Annotated in this window: 20 protein-coding genes and 2 tRNA genes; 11 read left to right on the plus strand and 11 right to left on the minus strand. The window is 66.8% G+C overall.

The window, feature by feature from the left end:
* Positions 1–99 precede the first annotated feature (99 nt).
* Positions 100–654, plus strand: a complete 555-nt coding sequence (locus ACWDX9_RS31720) for a hypothetical protein (protein ID WP_449960234.1) — start codon at positions 100–102, stop codon at positions 652–654.
* 404 nt (positions 655–1,058) lie between these two features.
* On the opposite strand, the gene ACWDX9_RS31725 is transcribed toward ACWDX9_RS31720, so the two are convergent.
* The 9 genes from ACWDX9_RS31725 to galU all read right to left on the minus strand — a co-directional run bounded on the left by ACWDX9_RS31725 (position 1,059) and on the right by galU (position 8,189).
* A complete protein-coding gene (locus ACWDX9_RS31725; protein WP_449960236.1) occupies positions 1,059–1,925 on the minus strand; it encodes an alpha/beta fold hydrolase in 867 nt (288 codons plus the stop codon).
* Between the two features lie 111 nt (positions 1,926–2,036).
* Positions 2,037–2,900: a helix-turn-helix transcriptional regulator gene (locus tag ACWDX9_RS31730; protein ID WP_449960238.1), complete on the minus strand. Its 864-nt coding sequence runs from the start codon at positions 2,898–2,900 to the stop codon at positions 2,037–2,039.
* Between the two features lie 717 nt (positions 2,901–3,617).
* Positions 3,618–3,694 (minus strand) — tRNA-Ala (locus ACWDX9_RS31735).
* Positions 3,695–3,743: 49 nt separating this feature from the next.
* Positions 3,744–4,331 carry a divisome protein SepX/GlpR gene (gene sepX, locus ACWDX9_RS31740; protein ID WP_449960240.1) on the minus strand — a complete coding sequence of 196 codons (588 nt, stop codon included), beginning with the start codon at positions 4,329–4,331 and terminating at the stop codon, positions 3,744–3,746.
* A gap of 124 nt (positions 4,332–4,455) precedes the next feature.
* Entirely contained in the window at positions 4,456–5,100 is a 645-nt protein-coding gene (locus ACWDX9_RS31745) for a GNAT family N-acetyltransferase (protein ID WP_192788162.1), read from the minus strand.
* A 54-nt stretch (positions 5,101–5,154) separates the two neighbouring features.
* Positions 5,155–5,637: a MogA/MoaB family molybdenum cofactor biosynthesis protein gene (locus ACWDX9_RS31750; protein WP_364242635.1), complete on the minus strand. Its 483-nt coding sequence runs from the start codon at positions 5,635–5,637 to the stop codon at positions 5,155–5,157.
* Positions 5,634–6,116 carry a cyclic pyranopterin monophosphate synthase MoaC gene (gene moaC / locus ACWDX9_RS31755; RefSeq protein WP_449960242.1) on the minus strand — a complete coding sequence of 161 codons (483 nt, stop codon included), beginning with the start codon at positions 6,114–6,116 and terminating at the stop codon, positions 5,634–5,636. The genes ACWDX9_RS31750 and moaC overlap by 4 nt, the downstream gene beginning before the upstream one ends.
* Positions 6,113–7,300 carry a molybdotransferase-like divisome protein Glp gene (glp, locus tag ACWDX9_RS31760; protein WP_449960244.1) on the minus strand — a complete coding sequence of 396 codons (1,188 nt, stop codon included), beginning with the start codon at positions 7,298–7,300 and terminating at the stop codon, positions 6,113–6,115. The genes moaC and glp overlap by 4 nt, the downstream gene beginning before the upstream one ends.
* Entirely contained in the window at positions 7,287–8,189 is a 903-nt protein-coding gene (gene galU, locus ACWDX9_RS31765) for a UTP--glucose-1-phosphate uridylyltransferase GalU (protein WP_449960246.1), read from the minus strand. The genes glp and galU overlap by 14 nt, the downstream gene beginning before the upstream one ends.
* 24 nt (positions 8,190–8,213) lie before the next feature.
* Between galU and ACWDX9_RS31770 the strand changes: the two genes are divergently transcribed.
* The 6 genes from ACWDX9_RS31770 to mscL all read left to right on the plus strand — a co-directional run bounded on the left by ACWDX9_RS31770 (position 8,214) and on the right by mscL (position 13,307).
* On the plus strand, positions 8,214–8,783 hold the full coding sequence (locus ACWDX9_RS31770) for a 5-formyltetrahydrofolate cyclo-ligase (RefSeq protein ID WP_449960248.1): 570 nt from the start codon (positions 8,214–8,216) through the stop codon (positions 8,781–8,783).
* A 23-nt stretch (positions 8,784–8,806) separates the two neighbouring features.
* Entirely contained in the window at positions 8,807–10,312 is a 1,506-nt protein-coding gene (locus ACWDX9_RS31775; RefSeq protein WP_449960250.1) for a potassium/proton antiporter, read from the plus strand.
* Positions 10,313–10,379: 67 nt separating this feature from the next.
* Positions 10,380–10,676, plus strand: coding sequence for an FmdB family zinc ribbon protein (locus tag ACWDX9_RS31780; RefSeq protein ID WP_449960252.1), 297 nt, complete (start codon positions 10,380–10,382; stop codon positions 10,674–10,676).
* 825 nt (positions 10,677–11,501) lie between these two features.
* Complete coding sequence (locus tag ACWDX9_RS31785; protein WP_449960254.1) at positions 11,502–12,308, plus strand: S-methyl-5'-thioadenosine phosphorylase; 807 nt, start codon at positions 11,502–11,504, stop codon at positions 12,306–12,308.
* The gene (locus ACWDX9_RS31790; RefSeq protein ID WP_449960256.1) at positions 12,305–12,892 is read left to right on the plus strand and encodes an RcpC/CpaB family pilus assembly protein; all 588 of its coding nucleotides are present in this window, start codon (positions 12,305–12,307) and stop codon (positions 12,890–12,892) included. The genes ACWDX9_RS31785 and ACWDX9_RS31790 overlap by 4 nt, the downstream gene beginning before the upstream one ends.
* 22 nt (positions 12,893–12,914) lie before the next feature.
* The gene (gene mscL / locus ACWDX9_RS31795) at positions 12,915–13,307 is read left to right on the plus strand and encodes a large conductance mechanosensitive channel protein MscL (RefSeq protein WP_355197583.1); all 393 of its coding nucleotides are present in this window, start codon (positions 12,915–12,917) and stop codon (positions 13,305–13,307) included.
* A 4-nt stretch (positions 13,308–13,311) separates the two neighbouring features.
* Here the strand turns inward: mscL and ACWDX9_RS31800 are convergent, their stop codons facing one another.
* Entirely contained in the window at positions 13,312–14,355 is a 1,044-nt protein-coding gene (locus ACWDX9_RS31800; protein ID WP_449960258.1) for a D-alanyl-D-alanine carboxypeptidase family protein, read from the minus strand.
* Between the two features lie 811 nt (positions 14,356–15,166).
* Here ACWDX9_RS31800 and ACWDX9_RS31805 point away from each other — a divergent pair.
* From ACWDX9_RS31805 to ACWDX9_RS31815, 3 genes are all read left to right on the plus strand, one after another.
* Positions 15,167–15,239 (plus strand) — tRNA-Arg (locus tag ACWDX9_RS31805).
* A gap of 523 nt (positions 15,240–15,762) precedes the next feature.
* On the plus strand, positions 15,763–16,026 hold the full coding sequence (locus ACWDX9_RS31810) for an HAD family hydrolase (RefSeq protein WP_449960260.1): 264 nt from the start codon (positions 15,763–15,765) through the stop codon (positions 16,024–16,026).
* A gap of 239 nt (positions 16,027–16,265) precedes the next feature.
* Positions 16,266–16,775 carry a hypothetical protein gene (locus tag ACWDX9_RS31815; protein ID WP_449960261.1) on the plus strand — a complete coding sequence of 170 codons (510 nt, stop codon included), beginning with the start codon at positions 16,266–16,268 and terminating at the stop codon, positions 16,773–16,775.
* A gap of 261 nt (positions 16,776–17,036) precedes the next feature.
* Here ACWDX9_RS31815 and ACWDX9_RS31820 read toward each other — a convergent pair whose 3' ends face one another.
* The gene (locus tag ACWDX9_RS31820) at positions 17,037–17,579 is read right to left on the minus strand and encodes a nucleotidyltransferase domain-containing protein (protein WP_449960263.1); all 543 of its coding nucleotides are present in this window, start codon (positions 17,577–17,579) and stop codon (positions 17,037–17,039) included.
* Between the two features lie 659 nt (positions 17,580–18,238).
* On the opposite strand from ACWDX9_RS31820, the gene ACWDX9_RS31825 reads away from it, so the two are divergent.
* A partial coding sequence (locus ACWDX9_RS31825) for an RNA ligase RtcB family protein (protein WP_449960265.1) occupies positions 18,239–19,266 on the plus strand: 1,028 nt, incomplete at its 3' end.

Here is a 19,266-nt window from a genome sequence, read left to right on the forward strand (position 1 = left end):
AGTCGGCCGGCATGTGCCGGGTGTGTCGTTGATGTGGGATCCGATGCAAGGCGGCCGGGACGTGAACCCGGATGTGGCTGTGGCTTGGTTGCGGAAGTTGTGGCTGGAAGCAAGCAAGATCTTGTCGAGGAGCGGCTGGAGCAACTGGCGGCGGTCCGGCGCACCTTGGCCAGGTTGCAAGCCAAGAACGAGGCGTCGAGCCGGAACCTCGTGGAGGAGGTTCGGGCGGACAACGCGGTGAGTGACGGGTGCGATCCGGCTGAGGTGCTCGATCGCACCGCTCCTGGCTCGCCCAAGCCGGGCACCGGTGAGGCTGATCATCAAGATCCGGCCGAGTCTCCTCACCTTCAACCGATGCCCTCCGCGGGGCCTTCCGTGGAGGGCATCGGCGCTGTTCCTGCCGAGTGGCCCTCGTTGACCGGTGTTAACCGGCAGGTCGTCATCATGTTGGCCTCAGCAGGTCGGGCGATGCGCGCCAGGGAGGTCGCGCTGGCGTTGGGCGAGCCGGATGTTCACAAGCGGGTGGAAGTCGTCCGAACCCGGCTCAAGCGTCTGATCGGCAAAGGGTGGCTGGTCGAGCAGCAGCGCGGTCAGTTCTCGATCGCCGAGGACTTCAACGGCGCCATGTTGAACGGGGCCGCCACTGATCATTGATGAGTTTGTCGTCATCCCTGTGGTTCTGGGTCGACGGCAAGGGAGTGCCGCCGAGAGTTGAGCTCGGCGGCACCCGGGTTGCGTGAGCGCCCTGCAGCTCTAACTGACGGTGGCTCGCGCGCTTCCGAGCGTAACGCGCGATGCGGGCGCTTGGGGGCCGTCGAGCCTATTTCGCCTGCCCTGCCCGAGATCCGGCAGAGCGGAAAGAGGACGATGATGCGTCTCACCCCTGCCGATGGCTGATCCCCGCGCGATGGTCGATCACCGATCTCGCCACCATCTGCCTTACCGGGGGGTGTGCCACAGCGGCCGCCCGAGGGCGCTCTCCAGCAGGGCGATGGTAGCCACATCCGGTTGGCAGGGAGGGGCACCTAAATCTGGGACCAGACAGGTGCGTCGCGGCCCTAACGGGCCGTAATCGCGGGGCGGTTGCGGTGGGCCGAGGCGAGGACATCGGCCAGCGTATCTGGAGCGGATAGGAACGGTGAGTGGGAGGTCGCGAGCTCCACGACCGTCGTTGGCCGCAACGAAACGGCATCGATCTCAGTGACGAAACGGCGCTGCAAGGCGGGCGGGACCACCCGGTCTTCGGTGCAGACGACATATGTGTGCGGGATCTGGCCGTACCGGGCCGTACTCACCGTGAATGTCTCCTCCGGAATTCCCACCGGGGCATCGGGGCTGAGCAACGAGAGCGCCGCGGCCGCGCTGACCTCGTCGACGTCGTGGTAGAACACCTCCCGCATGTCGCGACGACGAGTGGCATCGCCGAGGTCCAGGCGCAGAGCTCCGACGGCGGCCGGGTCGGCGGCGAGCAGGGCGTTCACTCGTTCACCCGCGTTCTCCGGGCTTGCCAGGTATGCGACTGTGGGCAGGCCACTGACCGGGGCGAACGCCGCGACGTACACGAGTTCGGCGATGAGCTCCGGTGCCTGCTCGGCGGCGGCGGTGGCGACAATGCCGCCCATGCTGTGGGTCACGAGCACGCACGGCCGGCCGCCGCCGATTCGCCGTAACTGGGCGATCAGCGTTGACGCGGCGGAAGTGGCGGTGACCCCCACCAGCTGAGAGGGTTCGACAGCGTACGCCGCCGGGTCGAACGGGCGGCCCCAGCGAGCCAGGGGCGAGTGGTTCTTCAGCCCGTGCCCCTCCAGATCGACGGCGATCGAGGGCACACCCCGGCGGGCGAGCTCCTCGATGACCATGCTCCAGCACCAGCTTCCATGCCAGAAGCCGTGCACGAGCACGATGGGGGAGGCTGCGGTTTCCATGGGTTCTTCCTCACTGTTGGGCAAGCACTGCGATCCACGCGAAACTCTAAGATCGTCCGCGTTCACCAACCACTCACAGTTAGTACGTGGATAGGCCCGCCGCACAAACCGTCAGCCACGTACCAATGCGGAAAGCCTTTCAAGCCGGAGCGCGGTATCCGTTCCGGCCAGCGGGAACAGCAGCAGCATCCGCTGACGCGACAGCGGACTGGTCACCACGGCACACTCCAGATCCAGGAGGCCCACGCGCTCATCATCCACGTGCTTGGTCGAGCAGTGCAGGGCCGAGACCTGGTGCTCCTCCCACATCTGGACGAACTCCGCGCTGGCCGTCCGAAGGTCGGCGACCAGGGCCGCGGCGGTCTCGTCGTGTTCGCGCTGTGCGACGATCGCGCGCAGATCGGCGACGTACGCACGGCCGGTCTGCTCATGCTGATCCTCAGGCTCCAGGACGAAGCGCCATCGTGGCGAGGTGAACCAGCGCCAGACGAGATTGCCCTCCCAGCCAGGCAGGCCGGTGAACCGGCCGAACAGTGCCAGGTTCAGTGTGTTCTGTGCCACCACCGTCCCGAGATCGTCGGCGATATAGCCCGGTGTCGTCGCCTCGACCGCACGCAGGACCGACAGCAGCCCGGGGTCGACGTACCCCTCGGAGTCCGGTGCGACCGGCGACGCCTGACCGGCCAGCCGGTACAGGTGGTCACGTTCGTCGTCATTTAGCTGCAGTGCCATCGTCAGCCCGGCAAGCATCGCCGCCGACGGCTGCGGGCCGCGCCCCTGCTCCAGCCTCTCGTAGTAGGTGACGGACATATGGGCCAGCGCCGCCACCTCATCGCGGCGCAGCCCCGGAGCGCGGCGCCGCCCTCCGGACGGCAAGCCCGCCTGGAGCGGTGTCAGCGTGTCACGCCGCTGCCGGAGAAAGTCGCCAAGCTCCTCAAGCCTGTTCGAGCGGGTGGAGGCCGGAGTTGATGTCATGACAGTGAAGGTAGAACAGGCACCCCGTTGGATGGCTTCACAACGGTAGATCTCCAGCGTCAATGATCGCCGGGATGTCAGCCTGATCCAAACCTTCGACCTCGAACAGGAGGGTATGACCCATCAAGGGATCATCGGTCACTATGCCCAAGATGGACAGTGAACCCGTTGGATGACAGTCCATGACGAGTCCCCATCCAATGCTCCAGTGAGGCGAGCACGGCCCGCCCGCGGACCTACGTCGACCTTGGCGACAAAGCCTCCGACATGTTCTGAGGATGCGCGTCGCCCAGACCATCCTGGTCGCCCTGCTCGTCGCGGTCGCCAACGACCACTTCCTCGACCAGTGGCCCGCCACACCCACCAGCTCCAAAACGAGCCCATCACACCCGCCGACACCCCGCAGACTCCAGTTGAGCCCTTCGACGGCACGCCACCCGCAGACCAGAGCAGGCCACCACCCACCCCATAACGCACATTTCAAATCACCTTGTCGCAGCACCCAGCCCGGCGTCGGCATCGCCATGCCCAGCGACCCGCACTCGGACCTCCACCAACGGCCTGACACCACCCGGGCCTTCCCGGACACCCGCTCCGCGGCTCCCAAACCAGGACGAACCCCGATTCGGAAACCCCTGAAACGACGAGATCCCGCCTGATCTCGATGATCAGACGGGATCCCGTCGACTTCAGTCCAGCCATTTCAAGAACGGCCCCTGGTGGAGATGAGGGGATTCGAACCCCTGACCCCTTCGATGCGAACGAAGTGCGCTACCGGACTGCGCTACATCCCCAAGGACTCGACCAGATTAGCAAACTCTGAGGGGTCCTCGCGCCAACGTTTCAGTCGCCCACCGCCCGCCTGGGCGGTTCGGCGTACTGATCGAACAGAACGTCCGCTTGCAGCGTCGTGAGATCGATGACCTCAGCCTGGGCGGCCTCCTCCGCGGCCCGCCGCCGCTCACGTGCGCGCCGCAGGCGCTCAGCGCGCGCCTGACGGCCTCGTTCGCGGCGTTCCCTATCGACTTGTACGGCGATGCGGAGGAACGCCATGTACGCGAACATGATGACGACCGAGGGAGCCACACCCCACCACGGGATCATCTTGACCGCGGCCGTCACGACAGAGGCCAGCACCAGCAGCGTGGTGAAGAACAGCAGCCGCCGCCGGCGGGCCACGATGATGGCGCGGCGCCGGAGTCGGAACTGGCGCACATCGACCTTCTCGACCTCGGCAGGAGACGACCCGTCGTCCTCGTCCGCGTCCGATGGGTCCAGGTTGTCGAGATCGGGAAGCTGGTGTTCGCCGGTGTAGTGCTCTTCGAGCTCGGCCAGCTCGGCCAGGTTCGTCTTGTCCTTGCGCAGCCACATCGGGATCAGGACGCAAAGCCACATCACGACGATGACCAGATAGAGGAAGGCGCTGCTCATGGGCACCTCCGGGCAGCACAAAGACGCGAGTGTGCTCGTCGCGCCTTCAATGTGCTCACGTCACGCACCGTAAGACCGCGTGTCACTAATTGACGAGCATTCGGTGCGGTGTGTCGCGAGATCGTCAAACCTCTTCGACGGAAGGCCCCCCGTGAGCAGCTGACTCACGCGCGCGACGCCACTGCACGAGCAGGCCGCCAGGAATGTCCTCAGCGGTCAACGCGTAGCAAATGTGGTCGCGCCAGGCCCCATCGATGTGGAGTTGGCGCCGCCGAATGCCTTCTTCCCGGAATCCGAGCTTCTCAACCACCCGTCGGCTGGCTTGATTCTCGGGGCGGATGTTCGCTTCCAGCCGATGCAGCCCCGTGGTGAAGAAGCAATGGTCAACGGCCATGGCGAGGGCGGTGGGGGTGATCCCCTTCCCGGCGAGCGCGCCGTCGATCCAGTAGCCGACCTGGGCGGAACGGGCGGCGCCCCACACGATCGCGCCCACGGTCAACTGCCCCGCGAAGCGCCCCCCGTACGTGATCACCCACGGCATCGCCAGGCCCTGCCGAGCCTCGCGGCGCAGGGTGCCGACCATGGAGACGTACGGGCCGAGCCCGGTCCTGAACAGCGGTGTCTCGGGATTGCTGGGCTCCCAGGGGCGTAGCCAGTCGGCGTTTCTCAGCCGGGTCTCGCGCCACACGCGCACGTCGCTCAGCCGCAGCGGCCGGAGGCCTACCGGACCTTCGTTCAGGGTCACCGGCCAGCCACGAAGTCGATCCACCCACTCATCATCCCCCCATCGGGCATGATGTCGCCACGCATCAGGGAACCGCGATCAGCGCGGGTGATCGCCTCCCCGGATCTGATCGACCGCGTGCTGAAGAATCGGCGCGAGTACGGCGACGCCATCGCGTACGCCACCCGATGATCCGGGCAAATTAACGATCAAGGTAGCGCCCGCCTGCCCGGCCAGCCCTCTGGACAGAATCGAGGTCGGGACCTTTTCCCGATTCGCCAGCCGAATGGTCTCAGCTATACCGGGAATTTCCCGAGAAATTACTCGGGCCGTCATCTCCGGGGTCAGGTCCATGGGCGTCAACCCGGTCCCCCCGGTGGTCACGATGACGTCGAACCCCTGCGCCACCCCGTCACGGAGCGCTCCTTCGACCGGCTCTCCGTCGGGCACCACCAAGGGGCCCTCCACGACCTCGCAGCCCGCATCGCGGCGCAGCAGGTCAACGAGCAGCGGCCCGGATTTATCCGCATAAATCCCGGCCGACGCCCGGTTCGACACCGTGATCACGAGTGCGCGGATCATTCCGGCTCCCTGGTCCAGCGGCCGGTCTTGCCGCCCAGCTTCTCCTCCACCCGGACATCGGTGATCACCGCGGCCGGATCGACCGCCTTGACCATGTCGATCAGCGCCAGCGCGGCCACGGAGACCGCCGTCAGCGCCTCCATCTCCACACCGGTGCGGTCGGCCGTCTTCACCCGGCAGGTGATCGCCACGCCCCAGTCCTCGACCTCCAGCGTGACCTTCACCCCGTGCAACGCGATCGGATGGCAGAGCGGGATCAGGTCGGGCGTCCGTTTCGCCCCCATGATCCCCGCGATCCGCGCCACGCCCAGCGCGTCGCCCTTGGGCACCTCGCCGGACCGCAGCAGCTCCACGACCTCGCCCGACAGCAGCACCCGCCCGGTCGCCGTGGCGGTGCGAGCCGTCACGTCCTTGGCGGAAACGTCCACCATGCGAGCGGCCCCGGTCTCATCCACATGGGTCAGCCCCGAGTCGCTCACAGCCGGATCACCTCGACAGTCGCCCCCTCGGGCATCTCGGTCACGTCCTCCGCGACCACGATCAGCGCGTTCGCCGAGGCCAGGGCGGCGAGTTGATGCGAGCCCTGCCCGTGCACCGGCGACACCGTGCCGTCCGCAGCCAGCACGCCGCGCAGGAACGACCGCCGTCCGGCGGGCGAGCGCACCGGCCTGGTCAGGCGGGCGGTCACCGATTCCGGCATGTCCGCGGGGAGCCCGCGCATCTTGTCGAGCGCCGGACGTACGAACAGCATGAAAGACACATAGGACGACACCGGGTTGCCGGGCAGCGCGAAGATCGGCACCTGGTCCTCCCCCAGCACGCCGAACCCCTGCGGCATCCCCGGCTGCATCGCGACCTTCTCGAACCGGACGGTGCCCAGCGGTGACAGAGCCTCCTTGACCGGCTCGTACGCCCCCATGGACACACCACCGCTGGTGATGATCGCATCGGCCCGCATCAGGTGGGTGTCGAGCCGATCGAGGAGTACGCGCGGATCGTCCCCGACGGACCCCGCCCGGAACCCCTCGCCTCCGGCCTCCCGCACGGCGGCGGTCAGCGTGAAGCTGTTGGAGTCCCAGATCTGCCCGGGAGCCAGCGGACCACCCGGCTCGACCAGCTCCGCACCCGTCGAGATGACGACGACCCTGGGCCGGGGCCGCGCCCAGACCCGCCGCCGCCCCACCCCGGCGATGATCCCGAGCTGGGAGGGCCCGATCACCGTGCCCGGCTTGAGCACGACCTCGCCGGCCTGAACGTCCTCGCCCGCGAGCCGGATCGCGTTGCCGGCGCTCACCGGGCGGGAGATCTGTACGGTGACCGTCCCCCCGTCCGTCCACTCGACCGGCACCACGGCATCGGCCCCGGCGGGCATGGGAGCACCCGTCATGATCCGTACGGCGTGCCCGGGCCCCACGGCCCGCAGCTCTTCGGACCCGGCCGCCACATCGTCCGTCACCGGCAACGTAACCGGAACATCCGAAATATCGGCAGACCGCACGGCATAGCCATCCATGGCCGAGTTGTCGAACGGCGGCAGCGGAACCGGCGAGACCACCTCCTCGGCCAGCGTCGCCCCCAGCGCCTGCTCCAACTCCAGCTCCAGCGGCGCCAGCGGACGAACAGTGGCCAGGATCTCAGCCAGATGCTCGTCAACCGATTTCATCGAGGAACTCCCGCAGCCACGGCACGAACTCGGGTGCCAGGTCCTCCCGGCCCGCCGCGAACTTCACCACCGTCCGCAAATAGTCCAGCTTGTCGCCGGTGTCGTACCTGCGCCCTCTGAACAGCACCCCGTGCACGGGCCCGCCGTCCCCGGACCCGCGTCCGGCGAGCGTGCGCAGCGCGTCGGTGAGCTGGATCTCGCCCCCGCGCCCCGGCGGCGTGTTCTCCAGCACCTCGAACACCGCGGGGTCGATCACATAGCGCCCGATGATCGCCCAGTTGGACGGCGCCTCGTCGGCCGGCGGCTTCTCCACCAGGTCGGTCACGCGTACGACGTCGTCGTCGGCGGTCGCCTCGATGGTCGCGACGCCGTACAGGGAGACCTGCTCCTTGGGCACCTCCATCAGCGCGATCACGCTCCCCCCGAACGTGTCACGCACCTCGATCATGCGCTTGAGCAGCGGGTCGCGATGGTCGATCAGGTCGTCGCCGAGCAGACAGGCGAAGGGGTGGCCGCCGACGTGCTGCTTGGCGCAGAGCACCGCGTGGCCGAGCCCCTTGGGCTCGCCCTGACGTACGTAGTGGAGCGTCGCCAGCGAGGCCGGCTCGCGTACCTGGGACAACCGGTGCTCGTCGCCCTTGGCCTCAAGGGCCTCCTCCAGCTCGAACGCGCGGTCGAAGTGATCCTCGATGGAGCGTTTATTCTTGCCGGTGACCATGAGGACGTCGAGGAGCCCAGCGGAGGCTGCCTCCTCGACGACATACTGGATCGCGGGCTTGTCGACGATGGGCAACATCTCCTTCGGTGTCGCCTTGGTCGCCGGAAGGAACCGGGTGCCCAGACCCGCGGCGGGCACGACGGCTTTCGTCACAGGGTCGAAGTCAGCCATGAGTAGACCCTAGTGGAGGTATCTGTGGACAAGCTGAACCTGCGTCGCGAGCTGAGCTCGGCACGTGCCTCCCTCTCCCCCGAACAACAGCGGGCAAACTCCATCAAGATCCGCGAAACGCTGCTCGACCAGCCGTGGGTCCAGATGGCCGGTCTCGTGGCCTGCTACTGGTCAACGGGGTCGGAGCCGGATACGCACGGGCTCGTGTTCGCTCTCTGGAAACATGGAGCCACCGTTATCCTCCCCGTCCTGCTTGAGGACTATGACCTGGATTGGGCGGTGTACGACGGACCGGACTCGCTCACCCCGGGCCGCTTCGGGATCATGGAGCCGGTCGACACCCGCCGCGGCGTCGACGCCATCCGCACCGCCGCCCTCGTGATCGTCCCGGCCCTGGCGGTGGACAGGGCGACAGGTGTACGTCTGGGGCGCGGCGGCGGCTCGTACGATCGTGCCCTGGCCAGGGTGGGCCCCAACGTCCCGACGGTCGCCCTGTTGCACGACGGCGAGCTGATCGACGGCATCCCGGCGGAGCCTCATGACCGGCACGTCCGTTTTGCCGCGACCCCGGAGGGACTCACTAGGCTTATGTGACCGCAGGTACGAGAGGGGGCCAGATGACACTAGATGTCTGGCTTCTTCTTGGTGCCGCAATTGTCATCGCGGCCATCGCGTCCGTACGCGTCGCGCACCGCACCGGCCTGCCCAGCCTGCTCGTGTTCCTCGGCTTCGGCCTGGTGCTGGGCGAGGCAGGGTTCGGGATCCCCTTCGACAACCCCCAGCTCGCCCAGCAGATCGGCCTCACGGCGCTGGCGTTGATCCTGGCCGAAGGTGGACTTACCACGAACTGGTCTCACGTACGGCGTTCAGTCCCCTTGGCCATGATCCTGGCGACCGTGGGCGTGACGGTCAGCATCGTCGTGGTGGCGCTGGTCGTACAGGCGATTCTCGGCATAGACCAGACGACGGCGCTGATCCTCGGCGCGGTGCTGGCCTCAACGGACGCCGCCGCCGTCTTCTCCGTGCTGCGCAGACTGCCGCTCCCGCCCCGGCTGGCGGGCGTGCTGGAGGCCGAGTCCGGCTTCAACGACGCCCCCACGGTGATCGCCGTGATGCTGCTCAGCGGGGCGGGACGCTCTTCGGCGTCCCCGGGAACGTTCCTCCTCGAGACCTCGGTCGAGCTGATCATCGGCGCCGCGGTCGGCCTGGCCGTCGGCCCCGCGGGCGCGTACGCGCTGCGCCGCGTCGCACTCCCCGCCTCCGGCCTCTATCCGCTCGCCGTGCTTTCGCTCACATTCGTCTCGTACGGCGGGGCCGTGCTGATACACGGCTCGGGGTTCCTGGCCGTCTACCTGACGGCGTTGATCCTGGGCAATTCGCGGCTGCCGCACCGGGCGGCGACCAGGGGGTTCGCGGAAGGGGCCGCGTGGCTGGCGCAGATCGGGCTGTTCGTCATGCTCGGTCTGCTGGCCAGCCCCAAGGAGATGCCGTCGTCCATCGTGCCCGGCCTGATCGCCGGCACCGTCCTGGTGCTCCTGGCACGGCCGCTCTCGGTCATGGTGAGCTCGCTGCTGTCGTGGGCGCTGCGGGCGGGCAGGGTGAGCTGGCGCGAACAGGCGTTCCTGTCGTGGGCGGGGCTGCGCGGCGCGATCCCGATCGTGCTCGCCACCATCCCCTGGGCGTCGAACGTGGAGGGATCCAAGGAGATCTTCAACGAGGTCTTCGTGATCGTCATCGTGTTCACGCTGTTGCAGGGGCCGACGCTGCCCTTCGTGGCCCGACTGCTCGGAGTGGCGGCGCCCGGGGAGGCGCACGACCTGGAGGTGGAGGCGGCGCCGCTCGAAGAGCTCAAGGCGGACCTGCTGCAGGTCAAGGTGTTTCCCGGCTCGCGGCTGCACGGCGTGGAGATCTTCGAGCTCCGCCTGCCCGCCGGGGCGCAGGTGACTCTGATCGTCCGTGACGGCAAATCCTTCGTCCCCACCGGAAATACCAGGATCAAGGTGGAGGACCAGATCTTGCTGGTCACCACCGCCTCCTGCCGTGACCAGGTCGAACGCCGCCTGCGCGCCGTGAGCCGCAGCGGTAAGCTGGCCGGCTGGTACGGAGAGCGGGGACTGGAATAGGCGTTTGACCTAATCGGTTACCATTAGCAGTCGCATCCCTCGAGTGCCAGACCTTAAGGAGGAGCGCGTGCCGACGTACCAGTACGCCTGCAACGACTGCGGCGAGCAGCTTGAGGTCGTTCAGAAGTTCACTGACGACGCGTTGACGATTTGCCCTGCTTGCGAGGGGAACCTGCGGAAGGTCTTCTCGGCTGTCGGCATCGTGTTCAAGGGTTCGGGCTTCTACCGGACCGACAACCGCTCGTCGTCGACCCCGACTTCCACGACACCCTCTTCTTCCTCGTCGTCGAAGCCCGCGGAGAGCAAGTCCGCGGACACGAGCACGTCCACCCCTACCGCAGCCCCCGCCGCCGCCTCCAACTGACCCTCCCGTCAGCGACCGCGGCCTCCCGCGGGTCTTCTCGGTAGCCGCCCCCAGGACCTGGCCGCCCAGCGCCGATCGCCGCGGCCATGGACACCTGGGCGGGTTTCGCGCGCGTACGTTTCCGCATGCGCGCACCGGCATGGGACAAAGGCCCACGCTGGACCCCACACCAAGCCCTCACACGGGACCGACATCGGCCCCGGCACGCGCGCCTGGTGCAGGCCCACGTCGGCCTCCCACCCGCACCTCACGCGGCCCACCCCGGTCCACCGCGACCGCCCGCATCTCGCGGGGACCCACTCCGGTCCACCGCGACCACACGCACCTCGCGGGGACCCACACCGTCCACCATCGCGGCCATGTGCATGCGTCGGCCCCCACATGCACGCCTCACACGCGCGTCTCATCTGAGGGCCAAACCCGCGCACCACCACAGCGAAGCACAGGCGTCGGCCCTCACACCTAACTCTCACGCGGGCCCACGTCACCCTCCGCCGGGCCACACTTGCGCACCACCGCACCCATGCCCAGCCCACGCGGATCCCCTCGCCCGCATCAGCGTCGACGGCCCCTGCAACCCGCCCGTATGTGCACCGCTGCCGACGCCGGACTCCACCCCTCAGGGGTCCTAAATCCCGACGCACCAGCCACCCGGCACCCCGCCCTCACCCAGCTGGGACCTGTCGGATCCACCGGAGCTTCGGGCCCCTGAGCACCGGGCCAGACGCACCCCTAAAGCCGGGACCCTTGAGCTGCAATCAAGTTATCCACAGAACGGAATTCGGCTCACCCTGGCCCGTCGCCGATCCGGCTACTCTCTCGGCCATGGTCCCTCGCGCAGACATCGGCGTCATCGGCGGTTCCGGCTTCTACTCACTGCTCGACGACGCGGAAGAGATCAAGCTCTCCACACCCTACGGCCCCCCGAGCGACGTCGTCACAGTCGGACGCATCGGCACCCGTTCGGTGGCGTTCATCCCCAGACACGGCCGAGATCACCGTTTCCCCCCACACCGCATCCCCTACCGCGCCAACCTCTGGGCTCTGCGCATGCTCGGCGTGCGCCAGGTGCTCGCCCCCAGCGCCGTAGGCTCGCTGAGAGCCGAGTACGGCCCCGGCGCCATGGTCATCCCCGACCAACTCGTAGACCGCACCTCAGGCCGCGTCCAGACGTATTACGACGTGGACGGTGCGGTCCACGTCTCCTTCGCCGACCCCTACTGCCCCTCAGGCCGTGCCGTCGCGGTGGAAACCGCCCGCTCGACCGGCTGGGAGACGGTCGACGGCGGCACCCTGGTGGTCATCGAGGGCCCGCGTTTCTCGACGCGAGCGGAGTCCCAGTGGTTCGCGGGCAACGGGTGGTCGATCGTCGGCATGACCGGCTTCCCCGAGGCCGTCCTGGCCCGCGAGCTGGCACTCTGCTACACCTCGCTCTCCCTGGTCACCGACCATGACGCCGGCGTCGAGGCCGGCCAGGGCGTCACGCACGACGAGGTCCTGGAGTTCTTCGCGCAAAACGTCACCCGCATGCGCACCTTGGTGGCGGAGACCGTACAAGCCCTCCCAGAAGAGCGCACCTGCCCGTGCGGGGCGACCCTTGACAGCATCAAGCTCCCCTTCGAGCTGCCGTGATCCGGGCCTGGCTGATCCGCTACGGCCGTCGCCGCCGCCTCGTCGCGGCGGCGCTGGCCGCCCTGGCCGTCATGTCGGCCTTCATCGCCACCCGCCCCGAGCCGGCCCCCACGGTCCTGGTCGCGGCCCGCGACCTGTCTCCCGGCCCTCTCGGCCCAGCCGACCTGACCCCTGTGGCGCTCAACCATCCACCCACAGGTGCCGTACGCGCAGCCGCGGCCGGTCAGATCCTGGCGAGCCCCATGCGCAAGGGCGAGCCGCTGACGGATGTCCGCCTTCTCCACTCCTACCGGCTCCCACCGGGCATGGTCGCCACCCCGGTCCGCATCGCCGACGCCGCGACCGCGAGCCTCCTCACCCCAGGAGCCACGATCACCATCCTGGCATCCGACGAGGAAATCCATCCGGCCCGCGCAGTAGCCGAGGACGTACGGATCATCACGATCCCGCAGACGCCCAAGACGACAAGCGAAACTCACGGCGCCTTGGTCGTGCTCGCCACCACCCCGACCCAAGCCGCCGAACTCGCCTCCGCCCAGACGACCGGCCACCTTTCGATCACCATCAAAGCTAACTCAACGTAATCGCTCAGCTACGATTTTCCCCATGAGCGGATTCAAGAGGTTCCTCATGCAGGGGAACGTCATCGACCTGGCCGTGGCGGTCGTCATCGGGGCGGCCTTCAACTCGATCGTGCAGTCGTTCGTGGCCGACCTTCTCACCCCGCTGATCTCGGCGTTCGGCGGCCTGCCCGACTTCTCCTCACTCAAGGTCACGGTCGGCCGATCCAACTTCATGTACGGCAACTTCATCAACGCGGTCATCTCGTTCCTGATGGTCGCCGCGGTGGTCTACTTCCTGCTGGTGAAGCCGTACACGCACCTCAAGGACCGCAGCGTCGCCAAGATCGGATCGAAGACCCGTGACTGTCCCGAATGCCTGTCGGAAATCCCCAAGGCCGCGTCCCGCTGCGCCTTCTGCAGCTCACAGGTCGCCTAGGGAGCTAGAGCAGCGAATCGATCTTGGGATCGTACTCCCAGTGCCATGGCTCGAACGGGCCGGTGTAGGCCCAGGAGGGATGGAACCACCCGTACCTCTTCGAGTTCTTCTCCATCCAGACGAACTCCGCCGACCCCGACCTCTCCACCCCGCCACACAGGTCCGCGGCCAGCCCGAGCCCGTGGTTGCTCCGCCCCGGCACGGCGGCGAACCCCGGCCGCCGGTAGTAGACCGACTGCTGCTCGGCCAGGCTCCGATAGGCGTCGGTGACGCATATGCTCTTCCCGAACCGCTTCCGATAGGCCTCGTTCAGGCTCACGAACGCGATGGTGGCGTCGGCCCTCAGACTGAAACCCTTCTGCTGCAACGGACAGAGCATGCTCTTCGGAATCAGCCCGTTGGGATAGTCGTTGGCCGTCGCCGCCCGCAACGGGTTACATCCCAGCGCCGCCCGCCCGACCTTGTCGATCTTGATGCCCATCTTCACCAGCGCGGTGGTCAGCGACTTCACGATCTTGTCGGAACGCTGCCGGAGCGTGTCCACCTCGACCGCCAGCTGTGCCTCGGCCAGCAGGTTGCCGGCCCGCAGTTCCTGCGCCTCCGCGGCCAGCCCCTCGGCCTGCTGGTACAGGACGCTGGTCTGCTCGACGGCCTGCTGCCGTACAGAGACGATCTGAGTCACGTCGCTGAGCGCCCGTAGCGTGGTCTCGTCCGCGGTCCCGGACAGGAACGGCACGATCCCGTCCGCCATGATCGGCTGCTCATACAGCAGCTCGGCCATCTGCGACACCGGCTGCCGCATCACCGCGACCCGCTGCTCCAGATCCTGCAGAGCCGCCAGCTTGGTCTTCAGCTGCTTCTCGGAGGCGGCGATGTCCGACCGCCGCTTCTCCAGTGCCTTGGTGGCGTCCTCGAGCTCTTTGGCCGACCGCTCGGCCTCTTTGCGCAGCGCCGCCAGGTCGCCCGGCGCCTGCCGCTCCAGCTTCTGCGCCACCTGCGCCTGAGCGCGCCCCTGCCCGGAAGGCACGAAAAGAGAAGCCACCGCCATGACTACCGCGATCAGACCCACTGATCGAGGGGCTGGCACGTTCGACTCCTCCGTTTGCAAACTCGTTACCTGGGTCAGGCACGCACGTTACTACAGCCCCCCGAGTGCCCGGACCGAACTCGGGAGAGCTGTTATGAGACAAAAAGCGCACTCTGTCCGCCCACCCCCCGCGACCAGCCAGATCCCGCCACCGAAACAGGGCCTATCAGATGCCAGGCACCAAACTCCCACCGACCTTCAACCCCACCCCTTCCTCCTCGTCCCGGCACAGATCCCACAGCCAGGTGTTCACCCACTCCCCCGAACACCCCACCTGAGTCTGAGTCCGCACAGGAGCCGGCGTAACAGGCTCCTCCACTCCAGGCTCCACATCCCCGACAGGCGGCACCGCCGCCGGGACAACAGCCCGCGGCCGACTCACCACACGAACGGGAGCCGGCACGCTCCCTTCGTACAGCCGATCCGGATGCGCCGGCGCCCGAACCACCATCGGCCCAAACCCCACCCGCACGACCCGCTCCCGAACCACCGCCGGGACACTCCCCTCAAACCCCCGCATCTCCCCAGCCAACAACCCCCCAGCAAGGATCGCCGGCGCCAACAACGCCCCGAACAACACGACAGGCCGCCGCCGCGCCTGCTTGCTTCGCCTCCTGGTCACAGGCAGACGCTATCCACGCCGGATCCACAAGATTCCGACCACTTGTCATGCCTTTACCGCAGCTCAGAGCACCCATAACCAACCCCACCAAACTCACCCCGGCTCCACGTCCCACGCAGTGCCAGACTTTCGCTAGGCTTACGAGAGTCCGCCTCCGTAGCTCAGGGGATAGAGCACCGCTCTCCTAAAGCGGGTGCCGCAGGTTCGAATCCTGCCGGGGGCACTCTTCTCCACCAGGCGTTTCGCTTTCTGACCTGCGGTTTCTTGACCGCAGGTCTTTTGCTTTCCAGGCCCTCGACAGGGCGCCGAGGGCACCCGTGTGCAGCCGTAGAACCATGATCACGGGATGTGCATGGGATGATCTTGAGGCGTTTCCGAGATCAGTTAGGGATTCTCTGACGGCCCTGTTGCGGCACTGGTGATCGTCTTTAGGCTGGAGGCCGTGCAGCTCCTGGCCCTCTTCGATCTCGACAGAACGCTCATTGACCTCGATGCAGGAGGCTTCCTGCGATGGGCCGAGGAGTTCACTGAACAACGGCGACTAGGACCTGAGGACGTTGGCTGGCTCGTCGCTCTGGACCGTGACATACATCCTCATCGAGACATCTTCTTCGCCAGGGTTCGCGAACGCTACAAGCTGACCGAGCCGGTCAAGGAGCTCTTTGCCGCCCGCCGGAGGCGTATGCCCAACCTCGTGCCTGAGTGTGCTGGCCGGCCTGGCGGAGTTGCGGACGCGGGGGTGGCGAGTGGGCATCATCACGAACGGCATGCCAGACAGTCAACTCAGCAAGCTACGGCGAACCCGCCTGGCCGACGTGATCGACGGTTATGCCGTTTCAGGAGCCGAGGGTATTCGCAAGCCCGAGGTCGATCTTTTCCGGATAGCTGCTCAGCGTTGTGGAGGCACTCTGGACAAGGGCGGCTGGATGGTCGGCGACAACCTCATAGCTGATATCCAAGGCGCCTACATGGCAGGCCTGCGCACTATTTGGATCAATAGGGGAACCTGACCAGGCCAAGAACATCATGCCGACCATGCGGTCACCGACGTCATCGAGGCAATAACCATCCTGCGATCAGTACGCGGGGAAGCCTGATCACGCCGGATTTGTGCACATTTCAGTACGTACGCCAACGTTCTGCGAGAGGTGCGCCTGCTGGACTTCCACATGACCGACCAGTAAGCCGGGCGGCTTTGCTGCCATCCTGCTGAGTCGCTGTTGATCACGCCCGACAGAAGAGAGCCAACATGAGTGAGGCCCTTTCCGGCTTAATTGGAGTCCTGGTGGGCTCCATCATCACGGCAATCGTGACAATCTATGCAGAACATCAGAAGGGCAAGCGCGAGGCAGCGCAAAGCGAACGACAGCACGAGCGCGAACGCCGATCAGCACGCGACACGTTCCAGAGGGATAGCATTCTCACCCTTCAGACCGCGGTAGCTGATCTGATCAAATCGGCGTACGAAGAACTCGACAGGGTCATCGCCATTGCGAAAGAGACGGGGCAGTGGCCGGCCCGGCAATGGGAGACACCTACAGCTGTCGGCTGGTCCACGGCCTTGGTGCTGCTGAAGTCATACCGGGCGCGGGTCTTCGACGAAGAGATCCGCTCGCTGGCCAAGGAGCTCCAAAAAGCAGCCGGGGACTCGATCTGGGCCAAGAGCATGGATGAGGCAGAACAGCACAGCAAGCGCCTCGAACCACTGCTCGACCGCTTCAATGATGCGGTCGCACGAACACTGCCTTCGCTCTACTGACGTCGTAACCATGACGCGGCGTCGAGCCCGCGATCAGGAGTTATGCAGAGTTTTCCACATGCCTTGATACTTGTCCCCCGGATCGGCTATCACCGGAGAGAGGAATCTGCTTCTGCAGGTCCATTAGCCGCCTGGGTCAGGCGTAACCTCCACTCAACCGGAGACACACCAGAGCCTCCATCAGGTCCGGAGCGGTTCAATCGTCCACCGTGGATATCCGCTATACCTGGTCCGCATGACGGCCTGCGCTGCTCAGGTCGCTCAGATGTGACCGCCGGTCCTCTCCCCGGAGGCCAACCCCCGGAGTATCTCGATATCGGCGATGTCCTTCTGCCGCCATGGCCGGCCGTTGCGCAGGTGCGGGAACTGCTCCTTCATGGCGAGCATGCCGGAGACGCTCATGGCCAGCACCGGCGTGCCATCGAGTATCACGGCCTCGTCGCCGAAGGATCCTGGCGGGAACAGCCAGTCGGACCATCGCCCCAGGGGCTGACTGAACGATCCGTCCGGCCACCGGTCAAAGTAAGCGGTGCTGAACGGCACCTCGTCCAGCGTGAACTCGCAGGCCTCCTCTGGCGGCTGAGTCGTCAGAGCCGTGGCGCCGGCTCCTACGAGCACTGCCTTCGACCGCTCGGCGTGAATACGCTCAACCCAGAATTCAACGTCGCCGTGCTCGCGCGTGATCCGGCCGATCCTCGCATCGAGTCCCCAGCCCCCGAACAGCCACGCTGAGATATCGACGGCCTGCATGACCGCGATGACCTTGCGGATAACACGCAGTTGCCCCTCAGTCTTCTCGTCCATGGCTTGATCCTGCCATCCAGGGTGGAATGCCCGCCCTCGCACGCTGGTGCCAGGCTCCAGGGCTACCTGGACTTCGCCGCCGCCCACGGCATCACCGCACTCGACACCATTGAGGGCAAGTCCTGGCTACCGCCGCTCCCGCGCTCGCCTGGCACCAGATCACGGAGCCCTGTAATGGACGCTACGAACGACCCCGATGGTCTGCTCTCTCCACGATCGCTTCTCCTCTTCGGCGGAGGATCCTGAGGCGGCCCGTACTCCTCAAACTTCATCAGCCATGCTTGTCCAGAAACCCCATTGGTTACGTACCCGCTGGCGCTTCCCCATTGCCCTGGATAAGGTCCCGCTCAATATCAGGCGTGCGGCAATCATGCCCGCGCTGACGCCTGGATGAGAGGGCGCGAATCGCGGTATGAGAATCTACTCATCCGCCATGGTCTCAGTGTGTCGACCGCAGCGCACCGGCACGTCGTTGAGTGAGCGTGCGTGCAGGCGTACAGGCCCGTACAGCCCGAAAATCGCTTGCCTCGCGTGGTGGGCGCAGGGGAATGTGGTGTCCATGATGCTCTGACGGACGCACCCCGCTATTTGAGATGCCGCGGCGTTGACTCGCGCCGTGATGCCGCCCGCCCATAACCTGTTCAGCGAAGAGAGCGTCTTTGTCTCAACAACACTCCCGGCAGGAGTTCCTGCCGGCGGCCACGTCGGCCAGCGTCACCGTGTTCGCTTCCCCCACGAGCTGGATCGAGTCCGATGCCGTTGCGCAGTGCCATCAGGTGGCCGCCCTCGACGGGATGATGCACGTCGCCGCAATGCCGGACCTGCACCCCGGCAAAGGCGCCCCCATCGGCGCCGCCATGGCGTCGACCATCTTGTACCCGTTCTTGGTGGGCTCCGACATCGGTTGCGGCATCGCCGTGTTCCCCGTCAAGCTCAAGCGGGCCGTACCCGAGAAGCTTGCCGCCCGGTTTCCCGATCTCGATCGCGCGCTGCATCCTGAGCAGGATGCCGACGATCCTGCCTGGACCGTGGTGAAGGGTGATGTTCCCGCTGGGTACGTCGAGGGCCTCGGGACGGTCGGCCGCGGGAACCACTTCGTCGAGCTGGCGCGCATCGGGACCGTTTTCGAGCCGGACCACGCGAGCCGGCTCGAACTCGCCGCCGGTGACCTGGTTCTCATCGTCCACAGTGGCTCCCGTGGGCTGGGGGAACGGATCCTGCGGGCGCACACCGAGGTCCATGGTGCGGGCCCCGCCCCGGATCCCGGCGCCTATCTGGCGATGCATGACGACGCCGTACGCTGGGGATCGCTCAATCGGCGGCTGCTGGCCGCCCGGGTCGCCCATGCTCTGGGGTTCGAGCCCACCGAGCCGATCGTCGACCAGTGCCACAACCTGGTCGAGGTCCGCGACGGGATCTACCTACACCGCAAGGGGGCGGCGCCGGGTGACGGCCGCGACGTGCTCATCGCCGGTACGCGAGGCACCCCGTCCTACCTGGTGGCCGGTCACGCCGGGCCGGACGCCGGCCATTCCGTGGCGCACGGCGCGGGTCGCAAGATGTCGCGTGCGGACGCTCTGCGCCGGGGACGTGCCAAGCACACGGTCGAGGAGCTGCGCCGTACGCCGATGGGGTCGTTGGTGGTGTGCGGCGACCGGCAACTGCTCTTCGAGGAGGCGCCGACGGC

The organism is Nonomuraea sp. NPDC003201, from assembly GCF_053590415.1.

Bases quoted from the DNA above. Each gene is read 5' to 3' on its own strand.
- ACWDX9_RS31725 (WP_449960236.1), bottom strand. From the start codon at position 1,925: ATGGAAACCGCAGCCTCCCCCATCGTGCTCGTGCACGGCTTCTGGCAT.
- ACWDX9_RS31730 (WP_449960238.1), bottom strand. From the start codon at position 2,900: ATGACATCAACTCCGGCCTCCACCCGCTCGAACAGGCTTGAGGAGCTT.
- sepX (WP_449960240.1), bottom strand. From the start codon at position 4,331: ATGAGCAGCGCCTTCCTCTATCTGGTCATCGTCGTGATGTGGCTTTGC.
- ACWDX9_RS31750 (WP_364242635.1), bottom strand. From the start codon at position 5,637: ATGATCCGCGCACTCGTGATCACGGTGTCGAACCGGGCGTCGGCCGGG.
- glp (WP_449960244.1), bottom strand. From the start codon at position 7,300: ATGAAATCGGTTGACGAGCATCTGGCTGAGATCCTGGCCACTGTTCGT.
- galU (WP_449960246.1), bottom strand. From the start codon at position 8,189: ATGGCTGACTTCGACCCTGTGACGAAAGCCGTCGTGCCCGCCGCGGGT.
- ACWDX9_RS31775 (WP_449960250.1), top strand. From the start codon at position 8,807: ATGACACTAGATGTCTGGCTTCTTCTTGGTGCCGCAATTGTCATCGCG.
- ACWDX9_RS31785 (WP_449960254.1), top strand. From the start codon at position 11,502: ATGGTCCCTCGCGCAGACATCGGCGTCATCGGCGGTTCCGGCTTCTAC.
- mscL (WP_355197583.1), top strand. From the start codon at position 12,915: ATGAGCGGATTCAAGAGGTTCCTCATGCAGGGGAACGTCATCGACCTG.
- ACWDX9_RS31800 (WP_449960258.1), bottom strand. From the start codon at position 14,355: ATGGCGGTGGCTTCTCTTTTCGTGCCTTCCGGGCAGGGGCGCGCTCAG.
- ACWDX9_RS31815 (WP_449960261.1), top strand. From the start codon at position 16,266: ATGAGTGAGGCCCTTTCCGGCTTAATTGGAGTCCTGGTGGGCTCCATC.
- ACWDX9_RS31820 (WP_449960263.1), bottom strand. From the start codon at position 17,579: ATGGACGAGAAGACTGAGGGGCAACTGCGTGTTATCCGCAAGGTCATC.